9 protein-coding genes are annotated in these 26,452 nt (G+C 34.1%); 3 read left to right on the top strand and 6 right to left on the bottom strand.

Features of this window, described 5'->3' with window-relative positions:
- Nucleotides 1-20: 20 nt before the first annotated feature.
- The 4 genes from AC0L3M_RS03220 to AC0L3M_RS03205 form a co-directional block, all read right to left on the bottom strand.
- Entirely contained in the window at nucleotides 21-557 is a 537-nt protein-coding gene (locus tag AC0L3M_RS03220; RefSeq protein ID WP_473431814.1) for a porin family protein, read from the bottom strand.
- Nucleotides 558-653: 96 nt separating this feature from the next.
- Entirely contained in the window at nucleotides 654-1,565 is a 912-nt protein-coding gene (locus tag AC0L3M_RS03215; RefSeq protein WP_292946019.1) for a Ppx/GppA phosphatase family protein, read from the bottom strand.
- The gene (gene ppk1 / locus AC0L3M_RS03210) at nucleotides 1,558-3,618 is read right to left on the bottom strand and encodes a polyphosphate kinase 1 (RefSeq protein WP_473431813.1); all 2,061 of its coding nucleotides are present in this window, start codon (nucleotides 3,616-3,618) and stop codon (nucleotides 1,558-1,560) included. Before ppk1 ends, AC0L3M_RS03215 begins: the two co-directional genes overlap by 8 nt.
- A 40-nt stretch (nucleotides 3,619-3,658) precedes the next feature.
- Nucleotides 3,659-4,147, bottom strand: a complete 489-nt coding sequence (locus AC0L3M_RS03205) for a SixA phosphatase family protein (protein WP_473431812.1) — start codon at nucleotides 4,145-4,147, stop codon at nucleotides 3,659-3,661.
- 388 nt (nucleotides 4,148-4,535) lie between these two features.
- Here AC0L3M_RS03205 and AC0L3M_RS03200 point away from each other — a divergent pair, with 388 nt between their 5' ends.
- From AC0L3M_RS03200 to AC0L3M_RS03190, 3 genes are read left to right on the top strand one after another with little or no spacing between them, the layout of a single operon-like run.
- Nucleotides 4,536-21,758: an Ig-like domain-containing protein gene (locus AC0L3M_RS03200; RefSeq protein WP_473431811.1), complete on the top strand. Its 17,223-nt coding sequence runs from the start codon at nucleotides 4,536-4,538 to the stop codon at nucleotides 21,756-21,758.
- Nucleotides 21,759-21,767: 9 nt separating this feature from the next.
- Nucleotides 21,768-22,715, top strand: a complete 948-nt coding sequence (locus tag AC0L3M_RS03195; RefSeq protein ID WP_292948870.1) for a PorP/SprF family type IX secretion system membrane protein — start codon at nucleotides 21,768-21,770, stop codon at nucleotides 22,713-22,715.
- Between the two features lie 7 nt (nucleotides 22,716-22,722).
- Nucleotides 22,723-24,663 (top strand): OmpA family protein, encoded by a 1,941-nt coding sequence (locus AC0L3M_RS03190; RefSeq protein ID WP_473431810.1) that lies wholly within the window; start codon nucleotides 22,723-22,725, stop codon nucleotides 24,661-24,663.
- A gap of 464 nt (nucleotides 24,664-25,127) precedes the next feature.
- Here AC0L3M_RS03190 and AC0L3M_RS03185 read toward each other — a convergent pair whose 3' ends face one another.
- Together AC0L3M_RS03185 and pdxH are read right to left on the bottom strand one after the other, a co-directional pair.
- The gene (locus tag AC0L3M_RS03185) at nucleotides 25,128-25,619 is read right to left on the bottom strand and encodes a CAP domain-containing protein (RefSeq protein ID WP_292948877.1); all 492 of its coding nucleotides are present in this window, start codon (nucleotides 25,617-25,619) and stop codon (nucleotides 25,128-25,130) included.
- Nucleotides 25,620-25,779: 160 nt separating this feature from the next.
- Nucleotides 25,780-26,427: a pyridoxamine 5'-phosphate oxidase gene (gene pdxH, locus AC0L3M_RS03180; protein ID WP_473431809.1), complete on the bottom strand. Its 648-nt coding sequence runs from the start codon at nucleotides 26,425-26,427 to the stop codon at nucleotides 25,780-25,782.
- Nucleotides 26,428-26,452: the final 25 nt, after the last annotated feature.

The following is a 26,452-nucleotide window of genomic DNA, read 5'->3' as shown; positions in this document are numbered from 1 at the left end:
TTATATTGTTAATGAAGGCATTAGAATTTAACTCCTAAACCTATTTGCATATTTGTGTTTTTAGCTTCTAAACCAATCGCGTTATCATCAATAACATTAGTTAATCCGTAAGAATATCTGAAGTCAATAAAAAACTCGTCAGAAATCATATACTCTAATCCTCCTAAAGCAGAAAAACCTAAATTTTGTAATCCATCCTCATAAGAATGACCTTTTAAACTAGCTTGAGGACCTACACCTATTGCTAATTTATTACCTATCTTATATTTAAAAAATAATGGTACTTGAATGTAGTTAATACGTAATTCTTGGTCTTTTGCTCCTTCGGCAGAAAACTGAATTTCTGGTGCAAAAGAAAAAGATTTAGAAAGACTATACTCTCCAAAAAATCCGATAAAAAATCCATTTCTATGTGCATTTTCTACACCTGTTGGTACTTCAGGATCAAAATCTAAATTAGAAATATTGTATCCAGCTCTTACACCATACAAAGCGTCTTGAGAAAATCCGTAAAAAGAAGCTAATACAAACGTTAATAGTAAAATAGTTTTTTTCATATTTTGAAAAATTTAGTTGGTTTTTTTGAGTTAAGTTTTGTAAAAGTAAATATAATTTTTTTTAAGTAATAGAAAGTAATAAATAGATAAAGTGTATTATTTTAACTTTGTATGGCTAGAAACGGTATCATTATACATACTTTTTATGATTCCGTCTGCCAATCCTATTTTTGGTACATAAATATCTTTTGCTCCACTCCACTTCATGGCAGACAGATATATACGTGTAGCAGGAATAATAACGTCTGCTCTATCTTGATTTAAATCTAATATGGAGATACGCTCTTCATATGAATACGTTTGTAACATATTGTAGTAAGACGTCAAATAAAAGTAAGACAACGGTTTGCCCATAGCTTTTCCAGACACTTTAAATATTTTATTAATGTTACCACCAGAACCTATAACCTCAATCTTATCATAAGTTGTGGTTTGCTTTTTAATCCATTGTTCTAACTCAATCCAAGCTTCCTTTTTAACCATATCATTAAGTAGTCTAACAGTACCTATCTTAAATGATTTAGAGGCTATTTTTTCGCCTTTGACAATTACAGAAAATTCAGTGCTACCACCTCCTACATCTACATATAAATAGTTTTTATTTACATCAATATACGATTGTAAATCTGTAGCTGCTATAATAGCTGCTTCTTCTTCACCTTCAATAATATCAATCTGAATTCCTGTTTTTTTCTTAATTAATTTGGCAACATCTTTACCATTATTTGCTTCACGCATTGCAGAAGTTGCACACGCTTTATATTTTACTACACCATGGGTTTCCATAAGTAATTTAAAAGCTTGCATGGTTTGTAGCATACGATGTACATTGTTTTCCGATATTTCTTCATTTATAAAAACATCTGCACCTAAACGCACTGGAACCCTTACTAACGAACTTTTTTTAAATCTTGTATCACTACCTTTTTCTTCAACAATATTAGATATTAATAATCTAACAGCATTGGATCCAATGTCTATAGCAGCATATTTTTGGATTTTAAGCATCTAATTTATTTTTTAAATAATTGTAAGCTTCAAATTGACTTCTGTACTTTGGTTTATCGTTACGCTTGTAGGTGTTGTTTTGTGCTTTATTTAATATCCTAGCTTTAACATTATCATTCCAACAAATATGAAACGTATCAATCAATTCTTCTTTTATATCTTTATCATAAATAGGACAGCTTACTTCTACCCTGTTTTCGATATTTCTGGTCATAAAATCTGCAGAAGATATATAAACTAGAGGGTTGTTATTATTGCAAAATACGTAAAGTCTTGTGTGCTCTAAAAATTTATCGACTATACTTATTACTTCTATGTTTTCACTTATACCTTTTACGCCTGGCACTAAACAACAAATCCCACGAACTATCATTTGTATTTTAACTCCTGCTTGACTTGCTTCGTATAGTTTATCTATCATTGGATAGTTAGATATACTATTCATTTTAAGCTTTATATAACCAGGTTTACCTTCTTTAACATTATTAATCTCTTTATCTATAAGATTAAAAAACTTATTTTTTGTGTAATGAGGTGATGTAATTATATGTTTAAATCTGTAAATTTTATAATTAACTTCAAAAAAGTTAAACACTTTATTGACGTCTTTAAGTATTCTTTGATTAGCAGTAAACAAAGTATAGTCTGTATATATTTTGGCTGTAGACTCGTTAAAGTTACCAGTGCTTATAAAACCATATCGTTTTATTTTTTTGTCCTCTTCCCTTTCAATAATACACATTTTACTATGCACTTTAAGACCTTGTACTCCAAATATTAATTGTACACCTTCACGCTGCATTTGTTCCGCGTAAGCGATATTAGCTTCTTCGTCAAAACGTGCTTGAATCTCCATAGAAACCATTACTTTTTTACCGTTTTTGGCAGCGTTTATTAAGGAACTGGCTACATGAGAAATTTGAGCTAATCTGTAAATAGTAATCTTAATAGCTTTAACCTGAGGATCTAAAGCTGCTTCTCTTAAAAATTTTACTACGTATGAAAACGTATGATAAGGTGCGTATTGTAAATAGTCTTTTTTAGCAATCGTTTCAAAAATACTACCTTCTAGACTTAAACCTTTTACTGGTAATGGGACTATTTTATCGTACAGTAAGTTGGTACGTCCTAAGCTAGGAAAGTCCATATAATCTCTACGATTATGGTAACGACCTCCTGGAATAATACTATCTGTATTATCAATACCCATTTTGTCCATTAAAAACTCTAAAGTTTTTTTATCAATGGTTTTATCGTAAACAAATCGTACTGGCTCACCTTCTTGTCTTTCTTTTACACCATCACTGATTTTTTCCATATAACTTTTAGTCAAATCACTATCCAAATCTAACTCGGCATCTCTAGTGATTTTAATCATATGAGCAGTAATTTTGTTATACTCGAAGATGTTAAAAATATCGTTTAAAAATAGTCTCAGTAAATCATCTAACATGATTATATTATCAGTATCGCCAACTTTTGGCAACACGATAAATCGATCCATATTTTTTGATATTTCAATTAAAGCGTATTGATTTTCTCCATCTTTTAAATGCATATTTACCGCTAAATAAGCTGCACTATCCTTAAGATTAGGTAACTTGATTTCGGTATTTAAAACTATGGTAACAAGAGCTGGACTAACCTTTTCTAAAAAGTACTTTCTAAGGTATTGTTTTTGAGCTTTTGTGATTTTAGATTCTCTTAAAATGAAGATATTCTCTGCTTCTAACTTTTTTTGAATATCACTTAAAATCTTTAAACTTTCGGTTTGATGCTTTATAACTATGTTGGTAATAATCTCCAACAACTCAGAAGCTTTTATTCCACCAAGCTGGCTTTTACCAGCTCTACCAGCGTAATCGATACGTTTAACGGTTGCGTATCTAACCTTAAAAAATTCGTCTAGATTATTAGAAAAAATCCCTAAAAAACGAAGTCTTTCAATCAAAGGTACAGACTCGTCAGCAGCTTCTTGTAAAACACGATGGTTAAATTGTAGCCAACTTAACTCTCTGTTTATGTATTTATTATCAATAATATGGTTAGTCATTTACAGCAAAATTTACTACAAATATATCTAATTAGATTGTCTATTTTAAATGTTTTGGGAAGACAATTTTTGTAGTGTTACCATTTTTTATGTTTTTCCATAAATTTTGATCAAATTCTATTTGCACAAAACCTGAGGTTGTAACGTTGTCAATGCTTGTATTACCTAGAGAATTACATAAATTTGTCAAGGCATGATTATGCCCAAAAACCATCAAAACATTAACGTTATCATCACAGTTATTTATGACCTCTAAAACTGAGTCTCCAGAAAAATCATAAAGTGTTTTTTTTTGCTGAAATTGTATGTTTTTCAAATCCAAAACATCGACGAAAAGCAAAGCTGTTAATTTTGCTCTGTTTGCAGTGCTACTTAAAATTAAGTTAGGCTTTATGAAATTAGTTTTTAAGTGATTAGAAACCAAATTAGCATCTTTAACACCTCTTTTTTTTAATGGTCTATCGTGATCTGGCACATTAAATTGCCAAGAAGATTTGGCATGTCTAATAAATTGTATAATTTTGCTCATGATTGTCGTTTAAGTGCTTTAATTTTCGTTTATTGTTTTTTAAAATACCATTTATCGGTTTTATAGGTGCTATAACATATTTATTTGATTTGATGTGTAAATCGTGCTTCTTTTGCTATGCTATTAATTAATTTTGATCCCTGAATATAGAGTAAATAAAAAAAACCTACAATTATCATTTTTGATAAACCTCCCTTAAACTGTAGCAATTTTTTAGCTTTTATGAATAGTTAAAAATATAAAATTTAACGCAGTAAAATAAGTTTATACTATGAGAACAATAGATTCTCTTTTTAACCTTTGCGCCAATAGTAAGTTGTTGGCAGCTATTTTCTTGCGATAAATTTATATTAAAAATAGAATATTAAACTATTAAGTTTTGAATATATTGAAAACAAATTACACAAAAAGGTTACTAATTTTAGGAGTCCTTTTAATTAGCTTTATTGCAAAATCGCAAACGCAATCACCTTCTATTCAGTCAGGTGTTACTTTTCAGTGGTTTGATAATCAAAATGCTGGGATAAACAATCCTGCCACTATTAAGTCTGTTACAATAAATGGTTCTGTTTACAGTACATTTGTTGTACCTACCTCTTACGAGATGACTATCTTAGGTCCTGATGGAAATAATGCTAACAAGATTTTTTCTAATGGAGGAACATTAGCGAGTACAAGTAATGATCCTAACTGGAATACTAAAGCACTAAGTGCATTTCAAGATAAAAACTTGAATCATTATTTTTCTTCAAGCTCTAATGGACAAAACATTTGTTCTAATTTTAGCCAAGCAGAATCTACTAATGCTCAAAGACAAACAATATTTTATAGTAATCCAATACCATCTAATCAAGGTGGTATTTTAGCGGTTACAGAACGAGGTGGTAATAACTGTTTTTATGTTGAAGTTTGGGGAATACCTCCAGGAGGTGGAAGCGAACAGCAATTGGGTAACACTTTTGTTAGAAATTCAGGTGATTATAGAAACTGTACTTTTGGACCTCCAGCTAATAACTCTGATTATTGGAAATCTGGACGTTGTAATGAAAATGGGCAGACTATTGGAGTTGGATTATTTTATTTAAACTCTATTGCACCTCAAGGTTCTAAAATAACTAAAATCGAATTTGTTGGAGCAACTAGAGATCATGGTGATGGTAAATTTTTTCTACTTCAAAAATATGCTGTAGATGATAACCTTCAAGAATGTATTAATACAGAATATAAAGGTAATTTAAGCGATATAGCTAATGCACCATCAAACTCTTCCTATTCAATAATTTCTGGTCCAAGTCCAGCGGGACAATCCTTTACTTTTAATCCTAGCAATGGTTCATTTAGCTATGTTCCAACCAATGGATACACTGGTAACGTAACATTTCAATATCAAGTTTGTCTTCCTGCACCAAACCAGTCTGTTTGTGATAGCGCTACGATCACCTTGACTTACAACCCTTTACCTCCTGCTGCTGTAGCAGATATTGATTGTAATGGTGTCAATGACTATTCTATTATAGTGGATTCTCCTTTAGGTTCTCAATATCAATACTCTGTAGATAACGGAGCTTTTCAATCATCACCTGTTTTTAATGGTTTATCAACTGGTAATCATTCAGTTTTAGTTTTAGATACAAATACTAACTGCCAAAACACTAATGCTACTAACGTTACAATTTCTGATCCTACCTATTCCGTTCCAGCTACAAATACTATTTCTGGTTGTAATGCCAATAATATAAACGCTAGTAATTCAGTTTTCCCTTACAGCACAACGCAATCAGGAAATATAATAAGTACATTTAATACAGTAACTGGTTATACAACAACTAATTCAGATAATATTGCTAGTATAACTTATAAAGATGTAATAACACAAAATAGTTGTCCGATTGAAGTTACAAGAACGTTTACCATGACAGATTTTTGTGGCATAACTTCTACTTTAAACCAAATAATAACTATACAAGATACAACCCCTCCTTTTTTAGACACGAATGCATTTGATTTTACAGTGCAATGTGACGAAAACAGTCAAAATGCTTTTAATAATTGGCTAGCTACTAACGGTAGTGCTACAGCAACAGATACTTGTGGAGCAGTTACATGGTCAAATAATTATTCTGGACTTAGTGATGATTGTGGAACTACAGGATCAACTACTGTTACATTTACTGCAACAGACGCTTGTGGAAACACGTCTACAACATCAGCTACTTTTACTATAGAAGATACGGTTGGCCCAACATTTGATGGATTTCCTGCTGACAATAATAATGATCAACCATCTTGCGTTGGTGTGCCAGTTTTAAGTTTCTCAAATTATACAGAAGTTTTAGGTGACGGAAATAATAATACTTTTTTACAAGGTGAAAAATTTAGATTCACTAATGTTTCGCCTGGTGTAGACGCTATTATTACAATTTTAGCAACTGTAAATACAACTGTACCATTATTAGATGACAATTCAAGTGGTAGTGTTGACTCTTTTAGACCAAGAACTGCATTTAGTATAGCTAATAATGGAGATAGAGCTTACGTTGAGTATCAAATAGATTTTATAGACAATTCAAATAATCAACCAACACCTATAGCCGAGTTTTATACTACTTATAGTGATATCGATGGAAATACAAATTTTGGAGAAGTAAATTGGACACAATTTACAAATAGCTATACCGTAAATGACCCAACTGACTTAACTATTACAGAAGAAGGTCCTTGGATTGTGGCAACAGCTGGAACAACTGAGTATACAGGTGTTACTAATACATATCCACAAGCAAATATTACAACTAGAAACACAAATACATCTTCATTTAAATTTAGAGTAGGTGTTGTTGCAAGAAAAGCTAATGTCTCAGGATCTGGAAGACAACACAATATAGAGTTTGCTTGTATTTCAAATTACACAAATCCTAGCACTATTTCAGATGAAATAACAATTGAATGTAGTGATTTAGAAGATGCGGAAGTACTTACAGCTACTGACAACTGTAGCGATACAACTGTTACTTTTAACGAAATAAGAACTGATGGAGATTGTCCAAATACTTATACATTAGAAAGAACTTGGATTGCAACCGATGATTGCGGAAATGAGACAACAAGAACTTTGACCATAAATGTTCAGGACACCACACCTCCTACTTTTGTCGAGACTTTACCTAATAATATTACAGTAGATGGAAGTAATATTCCTGATGCTGCTGTTTTAACAGCTACTGATAATTGTGGAGATGCCATAGTTACTTTTAATGAAGAAATTGTTGGAGATATTTGTACCGGAAACCAAACAATAACAAGAGAATGGATTGCTACGGATGCTTGTGATTTGACAACATCTCACACTCAAGTTATCACTGTAAATCAACCTGTCTTAACTGCATCAATTGATTCTGTAACTAATATTTTATGTTCAACAGAAGCTACAGGTACTATAAATATTGCTGTTTCTGGAGGTTCTTTACCTTATACATACTCTATTGATGGTGGTACAACATATACATCAAACGCTACGATAAATGATTTAGCAGCGGGTAATTACTCTATAATAATATTAGACGCTAATGAATGTTCTACTACTTTATCTGCAGAAATTCTTTCTAACTGTACAGATGCTATAGCTGATATCAACAATACATTTGTTGGACAAGCGGTCTCTGGTAATGTATTAACTAACGATGAAGATTTTGAAGGTGATAATCAAACAGTAACTGCTAATACTAATCCATCTAATGGTTCGGTAACTATTGATGCTGCTGGTAATTATACCTATACGCCTAATGCTGGTTTTACTGGAGAAGATACGTTTACTTACACAATCTGTGATGATGGTACTCCTCAAGCTTGTGATACTGCAACTGTATACATCGAAGTTCTACCTGAAAGTGGTCCTGAAAACGAAGCACCTATTGCTAATGCTGATACTGCAACAACGCCTGAAGGTACTCCTGTGGATATTGTGGTCTTAGCTAACGACTTTGATCCTGATGCTGATCCTATTATTATTACTAACAATACAACGCCTGATAACGGAACCGTTACTGTTAATCCTGATGGGACTATTACCTATACACCTAATGATGGATTTATTGGTGAAGATACTTTTGAATATACTATTTGTGATAACGCTTCGCCTGCGCTTTGTGACACTGCAACTGTAACTGTTACTGTGCAACCAGAGGGAACACCTAACACAACTAATGCAAATGATGATGCTTACAATACAACACCAACAACACCTTTAACTGGTAATGTTTTAGAAAATGATAATGATATCGAAGGTAACACGCAAACTGTTACTACAACTACAGTTACTACTGCTCAAGGTATAACGGTAACTATCGATGCTAATACTGGTGTCTTTACGTATACACCTAATGCTGGTTATGTAGGAACGGATTCTTTTGTATACACTATCTGTGATAACGGAACGCCTCAAGCTTGTGATCAAGCTACTGTGTACCTTACAGTTGGTGGTATTGCTAATACTACTGATGCTATCGCTGATATCAACAACACATTTGTTGGACAAGCGGTCTCTGGTAATGTATTAACTAACGATGAAGATTTTGAAGGTGATAATCAAACAGTAACTGCTAATACTAATCCATCTAATGGTTCGGTAACTATTGATGCTGCTGGTAATTATACCTATACGCCTAATGCTGGTTTTACTGGAGAAGATACGTTTACTTACACAATCTGTGATGATGGTACTCCTCAAGCTTGTGATACTGCAACTGTATATATCGAAGTTCTACCTGAAAGTGGTCCTGAAAACGAAGCACCTATAGCTAATGCTGATACTGCAACAACGCCTGAAGGTACTCCTGTGGATATTGTGGTCTTAGCTAACGACTTTGATCCTGATGCTGATCCTATTATTATTACTAACAATACAACGCCTGATAACGGAACCATTACTGTTAATCCTGATGGGACTATTACCTATATACCTAATGATGGATTTATTGGTGAAGATACTTTTGAATATACTATTTGTGATAACGCTTCGCCTGCGCTTTGTGACACTGCAACTGTAACTGTTACTGTGCAACCAGAGGGAACACCTAACACAACTAATGCAAATGATGATGCTTACAATACAACACCAACAACACCTTTAACTGGTAATGTTTTAGAAAATGATAATGATATCGAAGGTAACACGCAAACTGTTACTACAACTACAGTTACTACTGCTCAAGGTATAACGGTAACTATCGATGCTAATACTGGTGTCTTTACGTATACACCTAATGCTGGTTATGTAGGAACGGATTCTTTTGTATACACTATCTGTGATAACGGAACGCCTCAAGCTTGTGATCAAGCTACTGTGTACCTTACAGTTGGTGGTATTGCTAATACTACTGATGCTATCGCTGATATCAACAACACATTTGTTGGACAAGCGGTCTCTGGTAATGTATTAACTAACGATGAAGATTTTGAAGGTGATAATCAAACAGTAACTACTAATACTAATCCATCTAATGGTTCGGTAACTATTGATGCTGCTGGTAATTATACCTATACGCCTAATGCTGGTTTTACTGGAGAAGATACGTTTACTTACACAATCTGTGATGATGGTACTCCTCAAGCTTGTGATACTGCAACTGTATATATCGAAGTTCTACCTGAAAGTGGTCCTGAAAACGAAGCACCTATAGCTAATGCTGATACTGCAACAACGCCTGAAGGTACTCCTGTGGATATTGTGGTCTTAGCTAACGACTTTGATCCTGATGCTGATCCTATTATTATTACTAACAATACAACGCCTGATAACGGAACCATTACTGTTAATCCTGATGGGACTATTACCTATATACCTAATGATGGATTTATTGGTGAAGATACTTTTGAATATACTATTTGTGATAACGCTTCGCCTGCGCTTTGTGACACTGCAACTGTAACTGTTACTGTGCAACCAGAGGGAACACCTAACACAACTAATGCAAATGATGATGCTTACAATACAACACCAACAACACCTTTAACTGGTAATGTTTTAGAAAATGATAATGATATCGAAGGTAACACGCAAACTGTTACTACAACTACAGTTACTACTGCTCAAGGTATAACGGTAACTATCGATGCTAATACTGGTGTCTTTACGTATACACCTAATGCTGGTTATGTAGGAACGGATTCTTTTGTATACACTATCTGTGATAACGGAACGCCTCAAGCTTGTGATCAAGCTACTGTGTACCTTACAGTTGGTGGTATTGCTAATACTACTGATGCTATCGCTGATATCAACAACACATTTGTTGGACAAGCGGTCTCTGGTAATGTATTAACTAACGATGAAGATTTTGAAGGTGATAATCAAACAGTAACTGCTAATACTAATCCATCTAATGGTTCGGTAACTATTGATGCTGCTGGTAATTATACCTATACGCCTAATGCTGGTTTTACTGGAGAAGATACGTTTACTTACACAATCTGTGATGATGGTACTCCTCAAGCTTGTGATACTGCAACTGTATATATCGAAGTTCTACCTGAAAGTGGTCCTGAAAACGAAGCACCTATAGCTAATGCTGATACTGCAACAACGCCTGAAGGTACTCCTGTGGATATTGTGGTCTTAGCTAACGACTTTGATCCTGATGCTGATCCTATTATTATTACTAACAATACAACGCCTGATAACGGAACCATTACTGTTAATCCTGATGGGACTATTACCTATATACCTAATGATGGATTTATTGGTGAAGATACTTTTGAATATACTATTTGTGATAACGCTTCGCCTGCGCTTTGTGACACTGCAACTGTAACTGTTACTGTGCAACCAGAGGGAACACCTAACACAACTAATGCAAATGATGATGCTTACAATACAACACCAACAACACCTTTAACTGGTAATGTTTTAGAAAATGATAATGATATCGAAGGTAACACGCAAACTGTTACTACAACTACAGTTACTACTGCTCAAGGTATAACGGTAACTATCGATGCTAATACTGGTGTCTTTACGTATACACCTAATGCTGGTTATGTAGGAACGGATTCTTTTGTATACACTATCTGTGATAACGGAACGCCTCAAGCTTGTGATCAAGCTACTGTGTACCTTACAGTTGGTGGTATTGCTAATACTACTGATGCTATAGCTGATATCAACAATACATTTGTTGGACAAGCGGTCTCTGGTAATGTATTAACTAACGATGAAGATTTTGAAGGTGATAATCAAACAGTAACTGCTAATACTAATCCATCTAATGGTTCGGTAACTATTGATGCTGCTGGTAATTATACCTATACGCCTAATGCTGGTTTTACTGGAGAAGATACGTTTACTTACACAATCTGTGATGATGGTACTCCTCAAGCTTGTGATACTGCAACTGTATACATCGAGGTTTTACCTGAAAGTGGTCCTGAAAACGAAGCACCTATTGCTAATGCTGATACTGCAACAACGCCTGAAGGTACTCCTGTGGATATTGTGGTCTTAGCTAACGACTTTGATCCAGATGCTGATCCTATTATTATTACTAACAATACAACGCCTGATAACGGAACCGTTACTGTTAATCCTGATGGGACTATTACCTATATACCTAATGATGGGTTTATTGGTGAAGATACTTTTGAATATACTATTTGTGATAACGCTTCGCCTGCGCTTTGTGACACTGCAACTGTAACTGTTACTGTGCAACCAGAGGGAACACCTAACACAACTAATGCAAATGATGATGCTTACAATACAACACCAACAACACCTTTAACTGGTAATGTTTTAGAAAATGATAATGATATCGAAGGTAACACGCAAACTGTTACTACAACTACAGTTACTACTGCTCAAGGTATAACGGTAACTATCGATGCTAATACTGGTGTCTTTACGTATACACCTAATGCTGGTTATGTAGGAACGGATTCTTTTGTATACACTATCTGTGATAACGGAACGCCTCAAGCTTGTGATCAAGCTACTGTGTACCTTACAGTTGGTGGTATTGCTAATACTACTGATGCTATCGCTGATATCAACAACACATTTGTTGGACAAGCGGTCTCTGGTAATGTATTAACTAACGATGAAGATTTTGAAGGTGATAATCAAACAGTAACTGCTAATACTAATCCATCTAATGGTTCGGTAACTATTGATGCTGCTGGTAATTATACCTATACGCCTAATGCTGGTTTTACTGGAGAAGATACTTTTACTTACACAATCTGTGATGATGGTACTCCTCAAGCTTGTGATACTGCAACTGTATTTATCGAAGTTCTACCTGAAAGTGGTCCTGAAAACGAAGCACCTATTGCTAATGCTGATACTGCAACAACGCCTGAAGGTACTCCTGTGGATATTGTGGTCTTAGCTAACGACTTTGATCCAGATGCTGATCCTATTATTATTACTAACAATACAACGCCTGATAACGGAACCGTTACTGTTAATCCTGATGGGACTATTACCTATATACCTAATGATGGGTTTATTGGTGAAGATACTTTTGAATATACTATTTGTGATAACGCTTCGCCTGCGCTTTGTGACACTGCAACTGTAACTGTTACTGTGCAGCCAGAGGGAACACCTAACACAACTAATGCGAATGACGATGCTTACAATACGACACCAACAACACCTTTAACTGGTAATGTTTTAGAAAATGATAATGATATCGAAGGTAACACGCAAACTGTTACTACAACTACAGTTACTACTGCTCAAGGTGTAACGGTAACTATCGATGCTAATACTGGTGTCTTTACGTATACACCTAATGCTGGTTATGTAGGAACGGATTCTTTTGTATACACTATCTGTGATAACGGAACGCCTCAAGCTTGTGATCAAGCTACTGTGTACCTTACAGTTGATGGTGTTGCTGGACTTAATGTTGTAAAATCAGCATATAATGCTAATGGTAATTTTTGTATAGTTGCTGACGATATATTAGTTTATACTTTCACAGTTACTAACCCTGGTGATTTATTAATAAATTCATTCACTATTACTGATACTTTATTAGGTGGTGATATTACTGCTGATGTAACACTTTCAGGAGACACTAATGGAGACGGTTTCCTTGCTCCTAGTGAAACTTGGATTTTTACAGCTCCTAATTATATTGTAACTCAAGCTGATATTGATTCTGGTTTGATTACTAACTCAGTTTCAATTGTCGGTCTAGAACCTGATGGAATTACTTCGGTTTCTGCTAATGATACTTTTGTAATTGATGAAAATAATACTGAAATTTCCTTCTGTACTCCCACCAACGGTTTAAATATCGTGAAGTCGGCTACTATTGCTAATGGTGATGCGTGTCTTGCTTTAGATAGTGAAGTAACATATACTTTCACTGTGACTAATACTGGTACTGTGTCTATTAATACAGTAACTATTAACGATACGTTATTAGGTGGTGATATTACTGCGGATGTAACCCTGTCTGGTGATACTAACACTAATGGTGTATTAGAACCTACGGAAACTTGGATCTTTACTGCTCCTAACTACACCGTGACTCAAGCGGATATTGATGCTGGTGTAATTACTAACACAGTAACAGTAACTGGTAATGAGATTCTTAATAACACCGAAGTTTCTGCTAATGATACTTACGTGATTGATGAAAATAATACAGAAGTTACCTTCTGTGATCCAACATCTGGTTTAAATATCGTGAAGTCGGCTGCTATTGCTAATGGTGATGCGTGTCTTGCTTTAGATAGTGAAGTAACATATACGTTCACTGTGACTAATACTGGTACTGTGTCTATTAATACAGTAACTATTAACGATACGTTATTAGGTGGTGATATTACTGCGGATGTAACCCTGTCTGGTGATACTAACACTAATGGTGTATTAGAACCTACGGAAACTTGGATCTTTACTGCTCCTAACTACATCGTGACTCAAGCGGATATTGATGCTGGTGTAATTACTAACACAGTAACAGTAACTGGTAATGAGATTCTTAATAACACCGAAGTTTCTGCTAATGATACTTACGTGATTGATGAAAATAATACAGAAGTTACCTTCTGTGATTCAACATCTGGTTTAAATATCGTGAAGTCGGCTGCTATTGCTAATGGTGATGCGTGTCTTGCTTTAGATAGTGAAGTAACATATACGTTCACTGTGACTAATACTGGTACTGTGTCTATTAATACAGTAACTATTAACGATACATTATTAGGTGGTGATATTACTGCGGATGTAACCCTGTCTGGTGATACTAACACTAATGGTGTATTAGAACCTACGGAAACTTGGATCTTTACTGCTCCTAACTACACCGTGACTCAAGCGGATATTGATGCTGGTGTAATTACTAACACCGTAACAGTAACTGGTAATGAGATTCTTAATAACACTGAAGTTTCTGATAATGATACTTACCTGATTGATGAAAATAATACAGAAGTTACCTTCTGTGATCCAACATCTGGTTTAAATATCGTGAAGTCGGCTACTATTGCTAATGGTGATGCGTGTCTTGCTTTAGATAGTGAAGTAACATATACGTTCACTGTGACTAATACTGGTACTGTGTCTATTAATACAGTAACTATTAACGATACGTTATTAGGTGGTGATATTACTGCGGATGTAACCCTGTCTGGTGATACTAACACTAATGGTGTATTAGAACCTACGGAAACTTGGATCTTTACTGCTCCTAACTACACCGTGACTCAAGCGGATATTGATGCTGGTGTAATTACTAACACCGTAACAGTAACTGGTAATGAGATTCTTAATAACACTGAAGTTTCTGATAATGATACTTATGTGATTGATGAAAATAATACGGAAGTTACCTTCTGTGATCCAACATCTGGTTTAAATATCGTGAAGTCGGCTGCTATTGCTAATGGTGATGCGTGTCTTGCTTTAGATAGTGAAGTAACATATACGTTCACTGTGACTAATACTGGTACTGTGTCTATTAATACAGTAACTATTAACGATACGTTATTAGGTGGTGATATTACTGCGGATGTAACCCTGTCTGGTGATACTAACACTAATGGTGTATTAGAACCTACGGAAACTTGGATCTTTACTGCTCCTAACTACATTGTGACTCAAGCGGATATTGATGCTGGTGTAATTACTAACACAGTAACAGTAACTGGTAATGAGATTCTTAATAACACTGAAGTTTCTGATAATGATACTTACGTGATTGATGAAAATAATACGGAAGTTACCTTCTGTGATCCAACATCTGGTTTAAATATCGTGAAGTCGGCTGCTATTGCTAATGGTGATGCGTGTCTTGCTTTAGATAGTGAAGTAACATATACGTTCACTGTGACTAATACTGGTACTGTGTCTATTAATACAGTAACTATTAACGATACATTATTAGGTGGTGATATTACTGCGGATGTAACCCTGTCTGGTGATACTAACACTAATGGTGTATTAGAACCTACGGAAACTTGGATCTTTACTGCTCCTAACTACACCGTGACTCAAGCGGATATTGATGCTGGTGTAATTACTAATACCGTAACAGTAACTGGTAATGAGATTCTTAATAACACTGAAGTTTCGGCTAATGATACTTATGTGATTGATGAAAATAATACGGAAGTTACCTTCTGTGATCCAACATCTGGTTTAAATATCGTGAAGTCGGCTGCTATTGCTAATGGTGATGCGTGTCTTGCTTTAGATAGTGAAGTAACATATACGTTCACTGTGACTAATACTGGTACTGTGTCTATTAATACAGTAACTATTAACGATACGTTATTAGGTGGTGATATTACTGCGGATGTAACCCTATCTGGTGATACTAACACTAATGGTGTATTAGAACCTACGGAAACTTGGATCTTTACTGCTCCTAACTACACCGTGACTCAAGCGGATATTGATGCTGGTGTAATTACTAACACCGTAACAGTAACTGGTAATGAGATTCTTAATAACACTGAAGTTTCGGCTAATGATACTTACCTGATTGATGAAAATAATACAGAAGTTACCTTCTGTGATCCAACATCTGGTTTAAATATCGTGAAGTCGGCTACTATTGCTAATGGTGATGCGTGTCTTGCTTTAGATAGTGAAGTAACATATACGTTCACTGTGACTAATACTGGTACTGTGTCTATTAATACAGTAACTATTAACGATACATTATTAGGTGGTGATATTACTGCGGATGTAACCCTGTCTGGTGATACTAACACTAATGGTGTATTAGAACCTACGGAAACTTGGATCTTTACTGCTCCTAACTACACCGTGACTCAAGCGGATATTGATGCTGGTGTAATTACTAACACCGTAACAGTAACTGGTAATGAGATTCTTAATAACACTGAAGTTTCTGCTAATGATACTTATGTGATTGATGAAAATAATACGGAAGTTACCTTCTGTGATCCAACATCTGGTTTAAATATCGTGAAGTCGGCTGCTATTGCTAATGGTGATGCGTGTCTTGCTTTAGATAGTGAAGTAACATATACGTTCACTGTGACTAATACTGGTACTGTGTCTATTAATACAGTAACTATTAACGATACGTTATTAGGTGGTGATATTACTGCGGATGTAACCCTGTCTGGTGATACTAACACTAATGGTGTATTAGAACCTACGGAAACTTGGATCTTTACTGCTCCTAACTACACCGTGACTCAAGCGGATATTGATGCTGGTGTAATTACTAATACCGTAACAGTAACTGGTAATGAGATTCTTAATAACACTCAAGTTTCTGATAATGATACTTACGTGATTGATGAAAATAATACAGAAGTTACCTTCTGTGATCCAACATCTGGTTTAAATATCGTGAAGTCGGCTGCTATTGCTAATGGTGATGCGTGTCTTGCTTTAGATAGTGAAGTAACATATACTTTCACTGTGACTAATACTGGTACTGTGTCTATTAATACAGTAACTATTAACGATACGTTATTAGGTGGTGATATTACTGCGGATGTAACCCTATCTGGTGATACTAACACTAATGGTGTATTAGAACCTACGGAAACTTGGATCTTTACTGCTCCTAACTACATCGTGACTCAAGCGGATATTGATGCTGGTGTAATTACTAACACAGTAACAGTAACTGGTAATGAGATTCTTAATAACACTGAAGTTTCGGCTAATGATACTTATGTGATTGATGAAAATAATACGGAAGTTACCTTCTGTGATCCAACATCTGGTTTAAATATCGTGAAGTCGGCTGCTATTGCTAATGGTGATGCGTGTCTTGCTTTAGATAGTGAAGTAACATATACGTTCACTGTGACTAATACTGGTACTGTGTCTATTAATACAGTAACTATTAACGATACGTTATTAGGTGGTGATATTACTGCGGATGTAACCCTATCTGGTGATACTAACACTAATGGTGTATTAGAACCTACGGAAACTTGGATCTTTACTGCTCCTAACTACACCGTGACTCAAGCGGATATTGATGCTGGTGTAATTACTAACACCGTAACAGTAACTGGTAATGAGATTCTTAATAACACTGAAGTTTCGGCTAATGATACTTATGTGATTGATGAAAATAATACAGAAGTTACCTTCTGTGATCCAACATCTGGTTTAAATATCGTGAAGTCGGCTGCTATTGCTAATGGTGATGCGTGTCTTGCTTTAGATAGTGAAGTAACATATACGTTCACTGTGACTAATACTGGTACTGTGTCTATTAATACAGTAACTATTAACGATACGTTATTAGGTGGTGATATTACTGCGGATGTAACCCTGTCTGGTGATACTAACACTAATGGTGTATTAGAACCTACGGAAACTTGGATCTTTACTGCTCCTAACTACATCGTGACTCAAGCGGATATTGATGCTGGTGTAATTACTAATACCGTAACAGTAACTGGTAATGAGATTCTTAATAACACTCAAGTTTCTGATAATGATACTTACGTGATTGATGAAAATAATACAGAAGTTACCTTCTGTGATCCAACATCTGGTTTAAATATCGTGAAGTCGGCTGCTATTGCTAATGGTGATGCGTGTCTTGCTTTAGATAGTGAAGTAACATATACTTTCACTGTGACTAATACTGGTACTGTATCTATTAATACAGTAACTATTAACGATACATTATTAGGTGGTGATATTACTGCGGATGTAACCCTGTCTGGTGATACTAACACTAATGGTGTATTAGAACCTACGGAAACTTGGATCTTTACTGCTCCTAACTACATCGTGACTCAAGCGGATATTGATGCTGGTGTAATTACTAACACAGTAACAGTAACTGGTAATGAGATTCTTAATAACACTGAAGTTTCTGATAATGATACTTACGTGATTGATGAAAATAATACGGACGTAATGTTCTGTCCTCCAACGGGCTCAATAAATATTGTTAAAACTGGTGTTTTCAATAATGATAATGACAATGAATGTACTGAAATTGATGAAACTATTTCTTATACTTTCACTGTTACAAACACTGGTAATGTTTCATTAGGTAACATTGTTATAACGGATTCTTTATTAGATAATGCTATTCCTGCAGTAACTATTTCATTAATATCTGGTGACCTAAACAACAATAATATATTAGAGCCAACTGAAACTTGGGTCTATACTGCGACATATTTAGTTACTCAAATAGATATTGATGCTACAGAAGTAATTAATATAGCAACAGTAAATGCTGTTATAATTGTTAATGGTGAAACAGTAACTGATACTGATCAAATAACAACTGAATTAATAGAAGATATTACTCCACCTGATACTTCTAGTTGTGAAATACTAGATGAAACTATCGAATGTAATGGAGATAATAACTTAGAACTAGCAACAAATTGGGACAATGCTAACATATTAGCTTTAGAGAATTGTGCTACTGATGCTTGTGATGATAACATAGAAGTAACATCTGATTTCGATTATAATAATCTAATATCTACATGTGGAAATAGTGGAACAATCCTAGTAACTTATACTCTTACAGATGCTACTGGAAACTTTAGTATTTATACTGCTACAATCACAATAGAAGACACAACTGGTCCAGACTTAACTGCTTGTACTGTGATTGATGAAACTATCGAATGTGGTGGAACAGATAACCAAACAATTGCTGATGCTTGGAATGCAGAGAACATGACTGCACTTCAATCTTGTGGTACTGATACTTGTGATGTTGATCCAACTAATACTGTAACGTCGGATTACGACTTTGCTAACTTAGTGTCAACTTGTGGTGCTAGTGGTACAATTACTGTTACTTATACGGTAGCTGATGATTGTGGTAACACATCTCTGTTAACTGCTACACTTACTCTAGAAGACACAACTGGTCCTGACTTAACTGCTTGTACTGTGATTGATGAAACTATCGAATGTGGTGGAACAGATAACCAAACAATTGCTGATGCTTGGAATGCAGAAAACATGACTGCACTTCAATCTTGTGGTACTGATACTTGTGATGTTGATCCAACTAATACTGTAACGTCGGATTACGACTTTGCTAACTTAGTGTCAACTTGTGGTGCTAGTGGTACGATTACCGTTACTTATACTGTAGCTGATGATTGTGGTAACACATCTCAGTTAACTGCTACACTTACTCTAGAAGACACAACTGGTCCTGACTTAACTGCTTGTACTGTGATTGATGAAACTATCGAATGTGGTGGAACGGATAACCAAACAATTGCTGATGCTTGGAATGCAGAGAACATGACTGCACTTCAATCTTGTGGTACTGATACTTGTGATGTTGATCCAACTAATACTGTAACGTCGGATTACGACTTTGCTAACTTAGTATCAACTTGTGGTGCTAGTGGTACGATTACTGTTACTTATACTGTAGCTGATGACTGTGGTAACACATCTCAGTTAACTGCTACACTTACTCTAGAAGACACAACTGGTCCTGACTTAACTGCTTGTACTGTGATTGATGAAACTATCGAATGTGGTGGAACAGATAACCAAACAATAGCTGATGCTTGGAATGCAGAGAACATGACTGCACTTCAATCTTGTGGTACTGATACTTGTGATGTTGATCCAACTAATACTGTAACGTCGGATTACGACTTTGCTAACTTAGTATCAACTTGTGGTGCTAGTGGTACAATTACTATTACTTATACGGTAGCTGATGATTGTGGTAACACATCTCAGTTAACTGCTACACTTACTCTAGAAGACACAACTGGTCCTGACTTAACTGCTTGTACTGTGATTGATGAAACTATCGAATGTGGTGGAACGGATAACCAAACAATTGCTGATGCTTGGAATGCAGAGAACATGACTGCACTTCAATCTTGTGGTACTGATACTTGTGATGTTGATCCAACTAATACTGTAACGTCGGATTACGACTTTGCTAACTTAGTGTCAACTTGTGGTGCTAGTGGTACAATTACTGTTACTTATACGGTAGCTGATGATTGTGGTAACACATCTCTGTTAACTGCTACACTTACTCTAGAAGACACAACTGGTCCTGACTTAACTGCTTGTACTGTGATTGATGAAACTATCGAATGTGGTGGAACAGATAATCAAACAATTGCTGATGCTTGGAATGCAGAAAACATGACTGCACTTCAATCTTGTGGTACTGATACTTGTGATGTTGATCCAACTAATACTGTAACGTCGGATTACGACTTTGCTAACTTAGTGTCAACTTGTGGTGCTAGTGGTACGATTACCGTTACTTATACTGTAGCTGATGATTGTGGTAACACATCTCAGTTAACTGCTACACTTACTCTAGAAGACACAACTGGTCCAGCATTATTAAGTATTTTAGATTTACCAAGTAGTGTAATATGTTCTAATGTACCAGAGGTACCACAATTAGACTTTGAAGACACTTGTTCTTTAAACCCAGTGACAGTTGAATTTAACGAAACAACTACATTTACTGGCGAAGAAGAGATTTATGACATCATTTGGACATGGACTGCTACCGATGATTGCGGAAATGAAAATGTGATTACTCATACAATTAATGTGATAACAGAAAACTTTACAACACCTTTAGAAGGTGAAAAATGTATCGAAGATGGTTTAATAGATTTATACGATTATTTACCAGAAGTTTCGGATAACACGATAGAATGGGTTGCAGTAACTGAAGGTGTTACAATAATAGATGGTATTTTTGATCCATTAGAAGTTGAGCTTGGTGATTATGTATTCACATACACAACTTTAAATAACGGTTGTTTAAATACTTTCGAATTAACAATAACAATTCATGATGATTGTACCGTTTTACCATGTGGTGAAGATGATTTAAAGATTTCTAAAGCTGTAACACCAAATGGTGATGCTTATAACGAATTTTTCACTGTAGGTGGTGTTGAAGAATGTGGATTTATTATCGACATAAAAATCTTTAACCGATTTGGAGATATTGTTTACGAATCTAGAGATTACCAAAACAATTGGAATGGTCAAAGCCCAAGCGGTTCAGTAGGATCTGCAGGAAGGTTACCAAACGGAACATATTATTACGTAATAGATATAAAAGATAGTGGTATTAAACCATTAGCTGGTCCTCTTTATTTAGGAACTAAATAACGATTATAAATGAAAAAAATAAATATATTCAGTATTGCTCTAGTGTTTATATGTAGTTCAGCACAACTATTAGCACAACAGTTGCCCCAATTTTCGCAATACATGTTTAATACTATTTCAATAAATCCAGCATATGCTGGAAGTAGAGAAACTATTAGTGTGGTAGGTCTACATAGAAGTCAATGGGTTGGATTAGCTGGTGCTCCGACAACATCAACGGTTTCTGTACATGCGCCATTAAAAAATGAAAAAATAGGTTTAGGACTATCTATTATTAATGACGAGTTAGGTTACGAAAATTTTGTTTATGCCTATGGTGATTTTTCTTACACTATTGAGCTTTCAGAAAAAACAAAATTGGCATTTGGTTTAAAAGCTGGATTTACTCATTATAACCTAGACCAAGAAGGTTTTCTTGATGATCCAACTGTAGCAATAGACCCTTTCTTTAGTAATTTTACAAATAGATGGAATCCAAATGTTGGTGTTGGTGCTTATTTACATCAAAACAAATGGTACGTTGGTTTATCTGCCCCAAGAATATTGAATACAGATTATAACGAAAGTGCTTTAGATCCAGAAGTAGACTACATCGCTTTAGAGCGTGTTGGATATTATTTGACTGCTGGTTATGTATTTGAATTAAATGAATCTACTAAACTTAAACCATCTGCATTGGTTAAATTAACAAATGGTGCTCCTGTATCATTTGACCTAAGTGCACATTTACTATTTGACGAAAAGTTTTGGATTGGTGGAAGTTATAGATATAATAGAGATACATCAACTATTGGTGCGTTGGCAGATTTTCAGGTATCACCTCAAATGAGAATTGGTTATGCCTATGAGCATTATATAACAGATCTAAGACCATACACTGGAGGAACGCATGAAATATTACTAATGTTTGAAGTCTTTAAACCTACAAAACGTGTTAAATCACCAAGATATTTTTAAAATGAAAATGAAAATAACCGCATATCTAGTTTTATTTTTATTTGTACAACAAGCTGTTGCACAAACTAAAGTTGCAGATAACTTTTTTAGAGATTTTTCTTACGAAAAAGCTGCAGAGCTATATAAGGAAGCAATAAAAAAAGAAGATAGTACAGAACATATATTAAAAAGAATTGGTGACTGCTATTTCAATATTAGTAAGCTTGAAAAAGCAGAATTTTGGTATAATAAAGCCATAAACAAATATCCTTCTATCGATACTGAATACATATATAAATATGTACAAACTTTAAGAAGTCAAAAAAAATACGAATTAGCAAACGACTATTTAAGAACGTTTAATAATAAAAACAAAAAGGATAATCGTATTAAAAATATTGACAACTTTAATATTGAAAACTACAATCAATTAACTAATACAGAGAAGGTATATGTCGAACTTGAAAACCTTCCTATTAATACCAGATATTCCGATTTTGGAGGTTATGAATTTAAAGATAAGTTATACTACTACTCTACTTGGGTTAAAGATTCTATCACAGATGAAAATGAATTATATGATTGGAATAACGAACCTTTCTTAAATATTTTTGAAGCTGATATAAAAATTGAAAATGCTATTAAATCTTTTAACGATTCAAAAAAACTAAACGCTACAGTAAATACAAAAGATGATCATGAAGGGTTAGTAACCATTACTAACGATGGTAAAACCATGTACTTTACTAGAAACAATGTAAATAAAAAAGAAAAAAGAAAGTACTCTAAAGAAGGGACTTCTTTTTTAAAAATATACAAAGCAACATTATCTGGAAGTACCTGGACTAATGTAATCGAATTACCATTTAATAAAGATTCGTATTCATGTGGTGCTCCTGCGCTGAGTCCTGATAATAAAACACTATATTTTGTATCTGATATGGATGGTGGATTTGGACAAACTGATTTGTATAAAGTAGCGATTAAAAATGATGGTAGCTATGGTACACCTGTTAATTTAGGACCTGAAATAAATACTGAAGGGAACGAAAAGTTTCCATTTGTAGCCAAAGACTCTACGCTGTATTTTTCTAGTGATGCAAACTTAAACCTTGGTTTACTTGATATTTTTGAAAGTAACTTATTAAAAATTAAAAAAAATGATACCACTCAAGTTTACATTAAAAACTTAGGTGCACCATTTAATAGTCCATACGATGACTTCTGTTTTTTTATTGACACTGAAACCCAAACAGGTTACTTGTCTTCTAATCGAGAAGGTGGTCAAGGTGGAGATGATATTTATGCTTTTGGAAAATACCAATGTAATCAAACTGTTTCTGGTATTGCTTATGACGATTTAACTAAAGAACCTTTAGATAAAGTTAGAGTTGTGATATTGGATGCTAATGGTAAAGTCCTGGATACTTATTTTACAGAAAACGATGGTAAGTATGAATTTAAAGAAGTTGATTGTGATAAAACATTTACTGTTATGGCAGAACGTGTTGTGTATAGACCTGATACCAAAGAATTTACTACAACTCCAGTTAACGGAGAAAATACTGAAATTGATTTATATTTAAAACCATTAATTATCGATAATGAAATTGTAATCAACCCTATTTACTTTGATTATGATAAGTCATTTATAAGATCTGATGCTGCATACGAATTAGAAAATATTGTTGCAGTAATGAGAGAACATCCAAGGATGATTATTAAAATAGAGTCTCATACAGACAGTCGTGGTCGTGATGCTTATAACCTTAAGCTATCAGATAGACGTGCTAAATCAACAAGAGATTACTTGTACTCTAGAGGTATTGAAAACGATCGTATACAAAGTGCTATTGGTTATGGAGAGTCACAAATACTTAACAAATGTACCAACGGAGTTAAATGCTCTGATGAAGAACATGAGTTTAATAGACGATCTAAGTTTATAATTACCAATCAGTATAAATAAAAAAAAGCCTTTCTAAATTAGAAAGGCTTTTTTTATTTGTTACTAATTATTAGTTCTGAATAAAAATACGTGGTTAACACCTTTTACTAACGTCAAGTAAATTTTAAGATATATCACAATCTTTAATTATTACTTTAATAAAGTTAAGTATAAAAAGTCTTGTAGTAACCAGTTTATGATTATATACATAAACATAAAATTTCAGTAAAAAGTTAGAGTCACATATTAATTAATAAAATTAATCTTGAAGACTAACAAAGCTTTGATAGTTAAAGCCCATGCTATTACGTAAAACTTTTAAGCCTATTATTAAAAGTATTATTGAGCTAAGTACATTAACTTTATAAAAGCGATGACATAGAAGGTTATTGTAATAAACTACCTAAATTAAGAATTACTAATCACTATATATAAAAAAAGCCTTTCTAAATTAGAAAGGCCTTTTTTTATATGTTTATTAGGTTTTATTTCTTTACAAAAATATTTGTAAAGTACCATTTGTTGTTTTCATCTAACTCTGCAGATATATCAAAATCTGTAAAATCACCTTCAATAGTCCTTTTATGACCATCACTATTCAACCAAGCGTTTACTACTGAACTTGCACTTGAAAAACCATAAGCAACGTTTTCTGACACTTTTAAAGCGTTTGCATTATTTACTAAATAGTTTTTTCTGCTGTAAAAATTATCATGGTTTACTTCATTGATATTAACCATATAATCAGTATGAGAAAATGCTTGACCTTTAATAATATTAAGATTGTCTAAAGTATTTAAACCAAGACTAATCCTGTGTTGATTAATTAATTCTAAAATTTCAATTTCAATAGGTTTAGCATCAGGAATAACTAAAACGCTCGAGTCTTCAAAAGTTTCATCCATTGTATCTGTAGAACAGGATGTTAAAGAAATTGCAATGCAAAAAACAATAAGTAGGCTAGTAATTCTTCTCATTTTTTAAGGAGTTAAGGTTATCTGGGACTCCAAAAATATAACAGCTTAGTCTATTAAACTGTTAAAGAAATGTTAAAATCGATGAAAAACATGCTTTTTAACGAAGTACTATGCATTTTATCGATGAAATACATAATTTAGATGCATTTCAGCGACTATTTTATGGACATAAACGATTTTTTACCCAGTTAAAATCCGAATCTAAGGTGTAAACCACGCGATCATGCAATCTATTAGGTCTACCTTGCCAGAACTCCATTGAAACAGGCTTAACTATATAACCTCCCCAATATTCAGGTCGTTGTATGTCTTTATTTTGATATTCTTCCTCTAATCTTTTTAAATCATCCTCTAGCACTTGCCTACTAGCCACTACACTACTTTGTTTAGATACTATTGCTCCTAATTGACTTCCTCTTGGTCGTGACTCAAAATAACCGTCACTTAAATTTGCAGCAATTTTTTCTGTTTGACCTTTAATTATAATTTGACGTTCTGCTCCATGCCAAAAAAATGAAAGACAAACATTAGGGTTATGTTGGATAGCTTTACCTTTTTCACTCTCATAGTTTGTATAAAATATAAAACCTTCATAAGTAAATTTTTTAAGTAACACTACTCTATTTTTAGGAAAACCGTCTGTACCAATGGTAGATATAGTCATGGCATTAGTTTCATCTTGTGGAAAAAAATTATCGACTTCATTAAACCAAGATCTAAAAAGCTCAATCGGATTTTCTGGAGTTTCTTCTAGCAACAAAGCGCCTTTTTCATAAGATTTTCTATAATTACTTAAGTCTTTTTCCATAATTGAATTTTTACTGTAAATTTAA

This window comes from Olleya sp. KJ81-1 (genome assembly GCF_055808135.1).
The sequence above is the reverse complement of the archived record's forward strand: the minus strand, read 5'-3'. Positions and strand labels throughout refer to the sequence as shown.